This is a genomic window from Kitasatospora sp. NBC_01560 (assembly GCF_045208415.1).
Lineage (GTDB): Bacteria > Actinomycetota > Actinomycetes > Streptomycetales > Streptomycetaceae > Kitasatospora.
This window is the reverse complement of record NZ_CP109364.1, coordinates 2,106,420-2,119,247: the sequence shown is the minus strand read 5'-3', so window position 1 is coordinate 2,119,247 and position 12,828 is coordinate 2,106,420. Positions and strand designations below refer to the sequence as shown.

The window sequence follows — 12,828 nt, the reverse complement described above, 5'->3', positions numbered from 1 at the left end:
GAGCCCCTCCGGCGGGCGCCCGTCCGGGCCCTGCGCGAGCGCGTGGGCTCCCTAGGGAGTGAGGCGCCCCGAGGCGACCACCCGGCTCAGGAAGCTCCTGGTCCGCTCGTGCCGCGGATCGCCGAACACCTGCTCCGGCGGGCCCTGTTCGAGCACGGTCCCGGCGTCCAGGAAGCAGATCTGGTCGGCCACCTCCCGGGCGAAGCCCATCTCGTGGGTGGAGATCAGCATCGTCATGCCCTGCTCCTTGAGGTCCCGCACCACCGCGAGCACCTCGCCCACCAGCACCGGGTCGAGCGCCGCGGTGATCTCGTCGAGCAGCAGCAGCCGTGGCCCGGTGGCCAGCGCGCGGACGATGGCGACCCGCTGCTGCTGGCCGCCGGAGAGGCGGTCCGGGTACTCCCGCGCCTTCGCCGCCAGTCCGAGCCGCTCCAGCAACGCCAGGGCCGTCGCCTCGGCCTCGGCCCGGGGGACGCCGTGCACCCGGCGCGGCGCCAGGGTGACGTTCTCCAGCACCGTCATGTGCGGGAACAGGTTGTACGACTGGAACACCACGCCGATCCGGCGCCGGACGGCGTCCTCGTCGGTCCGTGGGTCGGTGATCTCCTCGCCGTCGAGGAAGACCGCGCCGTCGTCGATCCGCTCCAGCAGGTTGGTGCAGCGCATCAGCGTGGACTTGCCGGAGCCGGAGGCCCCGATCAGCGCCGTCACCGAGTGCTCGGGCACCACGAGGTCCACCTCGCGCAGCACCACCTGGGCGCCGAAGCTCTTGCGGACCGACTCCAGCCGCAGGACGGGGGTGGTCGTCACACCGCACCTCCCTGGTGCTGACGGCGGTTCGTCCGACGGGTCAGCCAGTCGGTGAACCGGGTGAGCGGAACGGCCAGCACGATGAAGACCAGCCCCGCGACGATGTAGGGGGTGTAGTTGAACGAACGGCCAGTGATGATCTTGGCCGCGTAGACCGCGTCGATCGCGCCGCCGATCGAGACCAGGCCGGTGTCCTTCTGCAGGCTGACCAGATTGTTCAGCAGCGGCGGTACCACCCGGCGGACGGCCTGCGGCAGCACCACGTACCGCATCGCCTGGGCGTTGCTCAGCCCCAGCGAACGGGCCGCCGCCCGCTGGCTCGGGTGCACCGAGTCGATCCCGGCGCGGAACACCTCGGACACGTACGCCGAGTAGGTCAGCACCAGCGCGGTCCCGCCGAGCAGGATCGGGTCGGTGGTCACGCCGGTCAGCCGCAGCGCGGGCACGCCGGTGATCATCACCAGCAGGCAGATGATCATCGGCAGGCCGAGGAAGAAGTCCACGTACGCCGTGGCCAGCAGCCGCACCGGCAGGAAGACCGGCCCGCGCAGGGTCCGCAGCACGGCGAGGAGAAGCCCGAGGACGAGGATCAGCGCCCCGCAGCCGAGCATCAGCTCCAGGTTGATCCGCAGGCCCTTCAGCACCTCCGGCAGAGCCAGTCGCGCGTACTCCGCGTTGAAGAAGGTCTTCCGGGTGGCCTCCCAGCCGGGGGAGTTGACCACCAGCAGGTACAGCGCGACCGCCGTCGCCAGGGTCGAGCCGCCCGCGATCAGCGCGGACCGCCGGGCCCGGCGGCGACGGAAGGCCTCGTGGGCCAGCCGGCGGTCGGACGGGCGGTAGCCGGCGCCGGGCGTTCCCGCGTCGTGCGGGGCCACGCCCGCCTTGCGCAGGACGCCCGCCGGGGCGCGGCCGTCCGGCCCGGTGCCGCCCACGTCGCCCGCGCCCACGTCGCCCGCGCTCACCTCGCCCGCGCTCACTTCAGCACGGGGGCGGAGACGGCGTCGGAGAGCCACTGCTTCTCCAGCTTCGCCAGTGTGCCGTCGGCCCGCAGCGCGTCCACGGCCTTGCTGACGCAGCCGGTCAGCGCGGAGCCCTTGTCCAGCACCAGCCCGAACTGCTCGCCCTGCGCAGCGCCCTCGAACTGCCCGACCACCTGGGCGTCCGTCACCTCGGCGCCGGTGATGTAGAACGCCGTCGGCAGGTCCACCACCAGGGCCTCGATCTGACCGTTGCGCAGCGCGGCCTTGGCCAGGTCGTTGGAGTCGAAGACGGCGGGCTGGACGGACGGCTTGATGGTGTTGGTGACGACGTCCAGGCTGGTCGTCCCGACCTGCGCGCCCAGCTTGGCGCCCTTGAGGTCGGCGATGCCCTTGGCCGAGGCCGCCTTGGAGTTCTTCAGCGCGATCACGGCCTGCCGCACGTCGTAGTAGCCGGAGGAGAAGTCCACCGCCTGCTTGCGCTCGGCACTGATCGAGACCTGGTTGATGTCGAAGTCGAAGTCCTTGGCGCCGGGCGTGGTGGCCTTGCCGAACGGCGCGACCACCCAGGACACCTTCTCCTTGGGGTACCCGAGCTTCTCGGCCACCGCGTACGCCACCGCCGACTCGAAGCCCTTGCCGTTCTCCGGCTTGTCCTCGGTGAACCACGGGTCGTAGGCCGGCTTGTCGGTGCCGACGGTCAGCGTCCCCGCCGTCCGGGTGGCCAGCGCGCCCGGCGCGCAGCCGCCGGCCGTCCCCGCCGCGGTCGCGCCGGCGTCGGAGGCGCTGTCCTGCGGGGCGCACGCGGTCAGCGCGGCGGCGGCTACCAGCAGGGCGGCGAACGGCAGGGCGGCGAGCGGCTTGCGGGTGGAGGTCATGACAGGGGGCTCCTGGGAGAGGGGACCGGGCAGGGCGGAGGAAGGACGGTGCGGTGCGGCTGGTGCAGCGGTGGGACCGGCGGTGCGGTGCGTCGAGGGCCGGGGCCCGGGGCGGTGGCCCCGGCGGGTCACTTCCCCCCGGTGGCGGCGCCGGAACACAGGCGGCATGGTCGGCGTACGGGGCCGCGTCCGCGGCACCCTCGGAGCCGGATCAGCAGCAGCGGCAGCAGAGGCCGCGCGCACCACCGCAGGCGTGACAACACGAGGGCGCCCGGAGCAGGTCGACGTGGCGCCGGGCCACCTGGTTCACCAGCGGGAGCATGGCGGGAGGTTCGCATCCCCACGGTGCATCTGTCCAGAAGATCCAGATACCCGTCCACATGCCGGACATCCGGTGGCCGGCGCCGCCGTTGGGGTCCCGTTCACCGGTGGTTCTCCTGCGGTCGGCCCCGTTGGCGGGAGATCTGTCGGTAGGCCCCCCCTTGAACAGGAGAACCTTTCGTACTTATGGTGGTCTCGTTGAAAACCCTCCTGTCGAAGTGAGTCCCCGATGCAGAATCTTTCGCCAAAGCTCGCTGTGGCGGCCGACGCTCCGGTCTCCGACCTCGCCGGCCACCCGGCCTGGCTGCGCCTGAAGGAAGCCGTCGAGGCCCTGCGCCCGCTCCAGTCCAAGGACGGCTCGATCGACCTCGCCGCCGTGCAGCGGCACACCGTCGACCCGCTGGTCGCCACCGTCCGCAGCGCCGTCGAGGAGCTCTCCCCGCTCTTCCCGCACGACGCCGACTACCTCGCCGCCGTCGACGCCGACCTCGCGAAGTGGGCGGACACCGGCTACCGCGAGCCGGACTTCCTCGACTCCCTGCTCGCCTTCCAGCCCGCGGAGCAGCGCGAGGACGGCCTGGAGCACCTGGTCGTCTTCCCGATGTACACCCAGAACGGCAACCCGGACCGCAACCTGGAAGCCGTCCTGCTGAGCGTCGTCTGGCCCGACTGGCTGGCCGAGCTGGAGCGCACCCGCTTCGACAACCCGATGTTCGTGCCGATCACCTTCACCGACTTCACGGCCGGCTACGACACCAACTCCGCCGTCCTCTTCCCCGAGACCGTGGCCGTGCGCAAGGCGCCGGAACGTTTCACCTGGGGCGGCATCTTCTGCGACCGCGAGGCCGCCCGCTTCCGCGCCGTCACCACCAGCGCCGTCCGCCAGCTCGGCCTGGAGATCCCGGCCGACGCGGAGGGCCTGCTGCAGGACCAGCACCGCGCGCAGGAGACCTTCGTCCTGTGGGACCTCGTGCACGACCGCACCCACAGCCACGGCGACCTGCCGTTCGACCCCTTCATGATCAAGCAGCGCAGCCCGTTCTGGATGTACGGCCTGGAGGAGCTCCGCTGCGACCTCACCACCTTCAAGGAGGCGGTGAAGCTGGAGACCGAGGGCAACAAGCACGCGCGCGACGTCCAGTACGCCGTCCTCTTCGACCGGATCTTCCGCTTCCCGGTCAGCGGTGACCGCGTGCGCAACTACGACGGCCTCGGCGGCCAGCTGCTCTTCGCCTACCTGCACAAGAACGACGCGCTGCGCTGGCGCGACAACCGCCTCAGCATCGACTGGGACCGGGCCCCGCAGGTGACCAACGCGCTCTGCGCCGAGATCGAGACCCTCTACCGCGACGGCATCGACCGCCCGAAGCCGGCCCACTGGATCGCCGCGTACGAGCTGGTCTCCCGCTACCTCACCCCGCACCCCGCCTCCACCTGGGCGAAGGGCGCCGACGCGCTCCCGCTCGACATCACCGACGGCAAGGCGCTGAACAAGGCGCTGTGCGACGCCGTCCTGCCCGACGAATTCCCGCTGAGCATGTTCTACGAGGCCCTCTCCAAGAAGCTCGGCGGCGTCATCGCCTCCACCACCGGAATTACCGGCACGAGCGTCCAGGGAGTCGCCGCGTGACCAGCACCACCTCCAAGCCGCTGACCGGCAAGGTCATCGCCGTCGCCGGCGCCAGCGGCCCGGCCGGCCAGGCCGTCCTGCGCCGCCTCACCGCCGACGGCGCCACCGTGATTGGTGCCGACATCGACGCGCACCGCCTTGAGTCCGCCCTCGACGCCACCCGCGTCGCGGTGCCGGGCGCGCGGGTCAGCGGCCAGGTCATCGACCTGCTCGACCCGCAGGAGGTGCACGACTGGGCCGACCACCTGGAGGCCGAGCACGGCCACGTCGACGGCCTGTTCCACCTCGTCGGCGGCTGGCGCGGCAGCAAGAAGTTCTTCGACACCCGGATCGACGACTGGGACTTCCTCCACGACACCGTCGTGCGGACCCTCCAGCACACCTCGCTGGCCTTCCAGCCGGCCCTGGTCCGCAGCGAGTCCGGCCGCTACGCGATGATCTCCGCGTCCTCGGCCCACAAGCCGACCGCCGGCGGCGCCGCCTACGCCGCCGCCAAGGCCGCCACCGAGGCCTGGACGCTCTCCATGGCGGACTCCTTCAAGAAGGAGACCACCGCCGAGGACGGCGAGCCGACCGCCGCGGCTGCGATCCTGGTGATCAAGGCGCTGGTCAGTCCCGAGATGCGGGCGGAGAAGCCGGAGGCGAAGTTCCCCGGTTACACCGACACCGCCGACCTCGCCGCAACCCTGGCGGGCCTCTGGGACCGCCCCGCAGCAGAACTGAACGGACAGCACCTGTGGCTGACAGCCCGATGACCGACCCCACCCCCGGCACCGACGCGGTACGGCGGCACGACCCCGCCGTCCGGGGCTTCGCCAGCGACAACTACGCCGGCGTCCACCCGGAGGTCCTCGCCGCGGTGGCCCTCGCCAACGGCGGTCACCAGGTCGCCTACGGCGAGGACGACTACACCACCCACCTGCAGGACGTCTTCCGCCGGCACTTCGGCGACAAGGCCGAGGCGTACCCGGTCTTCAACGGCACCGGCGCCAACGTCGTCGCGCTGCAGGCCCTGCTCCCGCGCTGGGGCGCGGTGATCGCCGCCGAGTCCGCCCACATCAACGTGGACGAGGGCGGCGCCCCGGAGAAGATGGGCGGCATCAAGCTGCTCACCGTCCCCACCCCGGACGGCAAGCTCACCCCCGAGCTCATCGACCAGCAGGCCTGGGGCTTCGGCGACGAGCACCGCGCGCAGCCGCTCGCGGTCTCGATCACCCAGAGCACCGAGCTCGGCACCCTCTACACCGTCGAGGAGATCCGGGCCATCGTCGAGCACGCCCACCAGCACGGCATGCTCGTGCACGTGGACGGCTCGCGCCTGGCCAACGCCGCCGCCTCGCTCGGCGTGCCGCTCCGGGCCTTCACCACCGACGCGGGCGTGGACGTGCTCTCGTACGGCGGGACGAAGAACGGCCTGCTCTTCGGCGAGGTCGTGGTGGTGCTCGACCCCGAGCGGGTCCGCAACATCAAGTACCTGCGCAAGACCTCGATGCAGCTGGCCTCGAAGATGCGGTTCGTCTCGGTCCAGTTCGAGGCCCTGCTCGCCGGTGACCTCTACCTGCGCAACGCCGGCCACGCCAACGCCATGGCGAAGCGGCTGGAGGCGGCCGTCCGTGACATCGACGGTGTGAGCCTCGTCCGCCCCGTGCAGGCGAACGCCGTCTTCGCGATCCTCCCGCGCGAGGTCAGCGAGCGACTGCAGAAGCGTTACCGCTTCTACTTCTGGAACGAGCACACCGGCGAGGTCCGCTGGATGTGTTCGTTCGACACGACGGAGGCCGACATCGACGCCTTCGCCGCCGCCATCGCGGAGGAGATGGGCCGCGCCTGACGGCCCGCTGCCGACGCTGCTGGACCGCCGATCGCCCCGCCCTGCCGTCGCAGGGCGGGGCGATTTGCATGTGGCGGGCCCGTCCCCGTACAGTTCCGGAGTCGCCGCGAGAGAGCGGGGACAACGCGGAAAGCAAATCCGATGAATGAAACTCCGGAAAAACGGAGCGAAAACGTCTGGTAAGCTGGAAACACGAAAGAACGAAGCGCCCGGAGGGTCGGTGTGAAAGCCGCCTGAAGGAAGTGTCCGTTCCTTGAGAACTCAACAGCGTGCCAAAAGTCAACGCCAGATATGTTGACATCCCCGGCTTCGATCACTTGATCGGGGTTGGAGATTCCTTTTGAAGTAAAACACTAGCGAGGACGCAGTGCGCGGGGCCGCCCTATTCCGGTGGTTGCCGTGCCGCTCGACGCGAGTGCAGCTCGACCGCTTTTCATTAAGCACTGTCGAGAAGACATTCACGGAGAGTTTGATCCTGGCTCAGGACGAACGCTGGCGGCGTGCTTAACACATGCAAGTCGAACGGTGAAGCCCTTCGGGGTGGATCAGTGGCGAACGGGTGAGTAACACGTGGGCAATCTGCCCTGCACTCTGGGACAAGCCCTGGAAACGGGGTCTAATACCGGATATGACCACGGTCCGCATGGACTGTGGTGTAAAGCTCCGGCGGTGCAGGATGAGCCCGCGGCCTATCAGCTTGTTGGTGGGGTAATGGCCTACCAAGGCGACGACGGGTAGCCGGCCTGAGAGGGCGACCGGCCACACTGGGACTGAGACACGGCCCAGACTCCTACGGGAGGCAGCAGTGGGGAATATTGCACAATGGGCGAAAGCCTGATGCAGCGACGCCGCGTGAGGGATGACGGCCTTCGGGTTGTAAACCTCTTTCAGCAGGGAAGAAGCGCAAGTGACGGTACCTGCAGAAGAAGCACCGGCTAACTACGTGCCAGCAGCCGCGGTAATACGTAGGGTGCGAGCGTTGTCCGGAATTATTGGGCGTAAAGAGCTCGTAGGCGGCCTGTCGCGTCGGATGTGAAAGCCCGGGGCTTAACCCCGGGTCTGCATTCGATACGGGCAGGCTAGAGTGTGGTAGGGGAGATCGGAATTCCTGGTGTAGCGGTGAAATGCGCAGATATCAGGAGGAACACCGGTGGCGAAGGCGGATCTCTGGGCCATTACTGACGCTGAGGAGCGAAAGCGTGGGGAGCGAACAGGATTAGATACCCTGGTAGTCCACGCCGTAAACGTTGGGAACTAGGTGTTGGCGACATTCCACGTCGTCGGTGCCGCAGCTAACGCATTAAGTTCCCCGCCTGGGGAGTACGGCCGCAAGGCTAAAACTCAAAGGAATTGACGGGGGCCCGCACAAGCAGCGGAGCATGTGGCTTAATTCGACGCAACGCGAAGAACCTTACCAAGGCTTGACATATGCCGGAAACGGCCAGAGATGGTCGCCCCCTTGTGGTCGGTATACAGGTGGTGCATGGTTGTCGTCAGCTCGTGTCGTGAGATGTTGGGTTAAGTCCCGCAACGAGCGCAACCCTTGTTCTGTGTTGCCAGCATGCCTTTCGGGGTGATGGGGACTCACAGGAGACTGCCGGGGTCAACTCGGAGGAAGGTGGGGACGACGTCAAATCATCATGCCCCTTATGTCTTGGGCTGCACACGTGCTACAATGGTCGGTACAAAGGGCTGCGATGCCGCGAGGCGGAGCGAATCCCAAAAAGCCGGCCTCAGTTCGGATTGGGGTCTGCAACTCGACCCCATGAAGTTGGAGTTGCTAGTAATCGCAGATCAGCATGCTGCGGTGAATACGTTCCCGGGCCTTGTACACACCGCCCGTCACGTCACGAAAGTCGGTAACACCCGAAGCCGGTGGCCTAACCCGTAAGGGGAGGAGCCGTCGAAGGTGGGACCAGCGATTGGGACGAAGTCGTAACAAGGTAGCCGTACCGGAAGGTGCGGCTGGATCACCTCCTTTCTAAGGAGCACATGGCCGCTTGCAGGCGAATGTTCTGCACGGTCGCTCATGGGTGGAACGTTGACTATTCGGCACACTGGGTTGGCATCCGTTAGTACTGCTTCGGCGTGGAAGACGGATTGTTGATCGGGTGTGTCGGGCACGTTGTTGGGTCCTGAGGGAACGGCCGTATGGTCGTTGCTTCAGTGATGCCGGTCTCACTTGAGGCAGCCCGTTTCGGGTTGTTGATGGTGGGTGACTGGTCGTTGTTTGAGAACTGCACAGTGGACGCGAGCATCTGTGGCCAAGTTTTTAAGGGCGCACGGTGGATGCCTTGGCACCAGGAACCGATGAAGGACGTGGGAGGCCACGATAGTCCCCGGGGAGCCGTCAACCAGGCTTTGATCCGGGGGTTTCCGAATGGGGAAACCCGGCAGTCGTCATGGGCTGTCACCCATACCTGAACACATAGGGTATGTGGAGGGAACGCGGGGAAGTGAAACATCTCAGTACCCGCAGGAAGAGAAAACAACCGTGATTCCGGGAGTAGTGGCGAGCGAAACCGGATGAGGCTAAACCATCAGCGTGTGAGACCCGGCAGGGGTTGCGCTGGTGGGGTCGTGGGATTTTTCTTGATCGGTCTGCCGGCCGGTCGACGAGTCAGAAACCGTATGGGTAGTCGAAGGACATGCGAAAGGTCCGGCGTAGAGGGTAAGACCCCCGTAGACGAAATCTGTACGGCTCGTTTGAGAAACTCCCAAGTAGCACGGGGCCCGAGAAATCCCGTGTGAATCTGGCGGGACCACCCGCTAAGCCTAAATATTCCCTGGTGACCGATAGCGGATAGTACCGTGAGGGAATGGTGAAAAGTACCGCGGGAGCGGAGTGAAATAGTACCTGAAACCGTGTGCCTACAAGCCGTGGGAGCGTCGGACGTGCAGCTTGCTGTGTGTCTCGTGACTGCGTGCCTTTTGAAGAATGAGCCTGCGAGTTTGCGGTGTGTAGCGAGGTTAACCCGTGTGGGGTAGCCGTAGCGAAAGCGAGTCCGAATAGGGCGTTTGAGTTGCATGCCCAAGACCCGAAGCGGAGTGATCTAGCCATGGGCAGGTTGAAGCGGAGGTAAGACTTCGTGGAGGACCGAACCCACCAGGGTTGAAAACCTGGGGGATGACCTGTGGTTAGGGGTGAAAGGCCAATCAAACTCCGTGATAGCTGGTTCTCCCCGAAATGCATTTAGGTGCAGCGTCACGTGTTTCTTGCCGGAGGTAGAGCACTGGATAGGCGATGGGCCTCACCGGGTTACTGACCTTAGCCAAACTCCGAATGCCGGTAAGTGAGAGCGTGGCAGTGAGACTGTGGGGGATAAGCTCCATGGTCGAGAGGGAAACAGCCCAGAACACCGACTAAGGTCCCTAAGCGTGTGCTAAGTGGGAAAGGATGTGGAGTCGCAGAGACAACCAGGAGGTTGGCTTAGAAGCAGCCACCCTTGAAAGAGTGCGTAATAGCTCACTGGTCAAGTGATTCCGCGCCGACAATGTAGCGGGGCTCAAGCACATCACCGAAGTCGTGTCATTGCAGCATATAGGGCCAACGCCTGCTGTGATGGGTAGGGGAGCGTCGTGTGCCGGGTGAAGCGGCGGTGGAAACCAGTCGTGGACGGTACACGAGTGAGAATGCAGGCATGAGTAGCGATACAAGAGTGAGAAACTCTTGCGCCGATTGACCAAGGGTTCCTGGGTCAAGCTGATCTGCCCAGGGTAAGTCGGGACCTAAGGCGAGGCCGACAGGCGTAGTCGATGGACAACGGGTTGATATTCCCGTACCCGCTTTGAAGCGCCAACGCTGAACCAGGTGATGCTAAGGCCGTGAAGCCGGCCCGGAGTCTTCGGACAAAGGGACGTGGTGGAGCCGCCGGACCAAGTCTGTATTAGGTGAGCGATGGGGTGACGCAGGAAGGTAGTCCAGCCCGGGCGGTGGTTGTCCCGGGGTAAGGGTGTAGGCCGAGTGATAGGCAAATCCGTCACTCATTGAGGCTGAGACCTGATGCCGAGCCGATTGTGGTGAAGTGGATGATCCTATGCTGTCGAGAAAAGCCTCTAGCGAGTTTCATGGCGGCCCGTACCCCAAACCGACTCAGGTGGTCAGGTAGAGAATACCGAGGCGTTCGGGTGAACTATGGTTAAGGAACTCGGCAAAATGCCCCCGTAACTTCGGGAGAAGGGGGGCCATTCCTGGTGACGAGTCTTGCACTCCGAGCTGGGGGTGGCCGCAGAGACCAGCGAGAAGCGACTGTTTACTAAAAACACAGGTCCGTGCGAAGCCGTAAGGCGATGTATACGGACTGACGCCTGCCCGGTGCTGGAACGTTAAGGGGACCGGTTAGCTCTGATTCGTCGGGGCGAAGCTGAGAACTTAAGCGCCAGTAAACGGCGGTGGTAACTATAACCATCCTAAGGTAGCGAAATTCCTTGTCGGGTAAGTTCCGACCTGCACGAATGGCGTAACGACTTCTCGACTGTCTCAACCATAGGCCCGGTGAAATTGCATTACGAGTAAAGATGCTCGTTTCGCGCAGCAGGACGGAAAGACCCCGGGACCTTTACTATAGCTTGATATTGGTGTTCGGTTCGGCTTGTGTAGGATAGGTGGGAGACTTTGAAGCAGCAACGCCAGTTGTTGTGGAGTCGTCGTTGAAATACCACTCTGGTCGTGCTGGATGTCTAACCTGGGTCCGTGATCCGGATCAGGGACAGTGTCTGGTGGGTAGTTTAACTGGGGCGGTTGCCTCCTAAAGAGTAACGGAGGCGCCCAAAGGTTCCCTCAGCCTGGTTGGCAATCAGGTGTTGAGTGTAAGTGCACAAGGGAGCTTGACTGTGAGACTGACGGGTCGAGCAGGGACGAAAGTCGGGACTAGTGATCCGGCGGTGGCTTGTGGAAGCGCCGTCGCTCAACGGATAAAAGGTACCCCGGGGATAACAGGCTGATCTTCCCCAAGAGTCCATATCGACGGGATGGTTTGGCACCTCGATGTCGGCTCGTCGCATCCTGGGGCTGGAGTAGGTCCCAAGGGTTGGGCTGTTCGCCCATTAAAGCGGTACGCGAGCTGGGTTTAGAACGTCGTGAGACAGTTCGGTCCCTATCCGCTGTGCGCGTAGGAGTGTTGAGAAGGGCTGTCCCTAGTACGAGAGGACCGGGACGGACGAACCTCTGGTGTGCCAGTTGTCCTGCCAAGGGCATGGCTGGTTGGCTACGTTCGGGAGGGATAACCGCTGAAAGCATCTAAGCGGGAAGCCTGCTTCGAGATGAGCACTCCCACCTCCTTGAGAGGGTAAGGCTCCCAGTAGACGACTGGGTTGATAGGCCGGATATGGAAGCCCTGTAAGGGGTGGAGTTGACCGGTACTAATAGGCCGAGGGCTTGTCCTCAGTTGCTCGCGTCCACTGTGTTGTTCTGAAACAACGACCCCCATGACATGGCCTGTCGTGGGTGCGGTTGACAGTTTCATAGTGTTTCGGTGGTCATAGCGTGAGGGAAACGCCCGGTTACATTCCGAACCCGGAAGCTAAGCCTCACAGCGCCGATGGTACTGCAGGGGGGACCCTGTGGGAGAGTAGGACGCCGCCGAACAATCATTCACAAAGAACCCCTTCCCGGGATACGGGAAGGGGTTCTTTGCGTTTTCCGGACACTGAGGTGGTGCCGGCTCTAGCCTGGCGCGATGACGAGTCGAAATCGAACCTTCCGTGCCGGGACGGCGGCCCTGGCGGCCGCCGGCCTCGTGGTCCTGACGGCATGCAGCAGCAGTGGCGGCGGTGGCAGTGGCGGCAAGGCGCACAGCGTCGGGTGGTACCGCACGGTCAGCAACGTCTGTGCAGCGCTCGGCGATCCCGGCCTGCCGGGGCTGCGGAGCTCCATACCCGTCACGAGCGCCGGGATCCAGAGCGATCCGTCCAAGACGATCAGTTGTAGCTACGACGCCGGCGAAGGTCTGGAGGACTGGCGGGTGTCCGTCGACGCGACGGTTTTCGAGGCGGCCCGTGGCTGTCATTGGCTGGAGGTCGCGGCGGAGAACGCGAGGTCGCCGATCGGCGGGCCGAAGCCGACCGAGACCCGGAAGTTCGAGAGGAACGACGGTGGTGGGCTCGGGCAGGAGGGGTACCAGGTGTCGGTCCGGCACCCGCTCACCGACACCATCCCCGGGGCGGTCGACCACCTGACGTTCAAGTCCAGCATCTGCGACGGCAATCTGCGCCTGGATGTCGACGTGGACTACGGTGCCGGCAGCGACCGGTCGGCGGACTACCCGGGAGCGCTCGACAAGGCCGAGGCGGCGGCCCGGAAGAAGGCCGACGAACTGCTGAAGCGTGCCGAGGAGAAGCTGTTCGAGCACGCGATGAGCCCGCAGCCGACGCCGTCGTAGG

General features: G+C 65.3%; 7 protein-coding genes and 3 rRNA genes. 7 read left to right on the top strand and 3 right to left on the bottom strand.

What is annotated here, in order from left to right; translation table 11 throughout:
• Window positions 1-51: 51 nt before the first annotated feature.
• The 3 genes from OH807_RS08730 to OH807_RS08720 all read right to left on the bottom strand — a co-directional run bounded on the left by OH807_RS08730 (window position 52) and on the right by OH807_RS08720 (window position 2,665).
• Window positions 52-810 (bottom strand): amino acid ABC transporter ATP-binding protein, encoded by a 759-nt coding sequence (locus OH807_RS08730; RefSeq protein WP_406195970.1) that lies wholly within the window; start codon window positions 808-810, stop codon window positions 52-54.
• On the bottom strand, window positions 807-1,685 hold the full coding sequence (locus OH807_RS08725; RefSeq protein WP_406210816.1) for an amino acid ABC transporter permease: 879 nt from the start codon (window positions 1,683-1,685) through the stop codon (window positions 807-809). Before OH807_RS08725 ends, OH807_RS08730 begins: the two co-directional genes overlap by 4 nt.
• 98 nt (window positions 1,686-1,783) lie before the next feature.
• Window positions 1,784-2,665, bottom strand: coding sequence for an ABC transporter substrate-binding protein (locus OH807_RS08720; RefSeq protein ID WP_406195968.1), 882 nt, complete (start codon window positions 2,663-2,665; stop codon window positions 1,784-1,786).
• Between the two features lie 550 nt (window positions 2,666-3,215).
• Here OH807_RS08720 and OH807_RS08715 point away from each other — a divergent pair.
• The 7 genes from OH807_RS08715 (at window position 3,216) to OH807_RS08685 (ending at window position 12,827) form a co-directional block, all read left to right on the top strand.
• Window positions 3,216-4,616: a DUF6421 family protein gene (locus tag OH807_RS08715; protein WP_406195966.1), complete on the top strand. Its 1,401-nt coding sequence runs from the start codon at window positions 3,216-3,218 to the stop codon at window positions 4,614-4,616.
• Window positions 4,613-5,371: an SDR family NAD(P)-dependent oxidoreductase gene (locus OH807_RS08710; RefSeq protein ID WP_406195964.1), complete on the top strand. Its 759-nt coding sequence runs from the start codon at window positions 4,613-4,615 to the stop codon at window positions 5,369-5,371. Before OH807_RS08715 ends, OH807_RS08710 begins: the two co-directional genes overlap by 4 nt.
• Window positions 5,368-6,447 carry a threonine aldolase family protein gene (locus OH807_RS08705; RefSeq protein ID WP_406210813.1) on the top strand — a complete coding sequence of 360 codons (1,080 nt, stop codon included), beginning with the start codon at window positions 5,368-5,370 and terminating at the stop codon, window positions 6,445-6,447. Before OH807_RS08710 ends, OH807_RS08705 begins: the two co-directional genes overlap by 4 nt.
• 457 nt (window positions 6,448-6,904) lie before the next feature.
• Window positions 6,905-8,428: ribosomal RNA gene (locus OH807_RS08700) — 16S ribosomal RNA — on the top strand.
• A gap of 281 nt (window positions 8,429-8,709) precedes the next feature.
• A 23S ribosomal RNA gene (locus OH807_RS08695) occupies window positions 8,710-11,832 on the top strand.
• An 85-nt stretch (window positions 11,833-11,917) separates the two neighbouring features.
• Window positions 11,918-12,034, top strand: a 5S ribosomal RNA gene (gene rrf, locus OH807_RS08690).
• Together the 16S, 23S and 5S rRNA genes form the textbook arrangement of a ribosomal RNA operon.
• Before the next feature lie 91 nt (window positions 12,035-12,125).
• Entirely contained in the window at window positions 12,126-12,827 is a 702-nt protein-coding gene (locus OH807_RS08685; RefSeq protein WP_406195962.1) for a hypothetical protein, read from the top strand.
• The last annotated feature ends 1 nt before the right edge of the window (window position 12,828 follow it).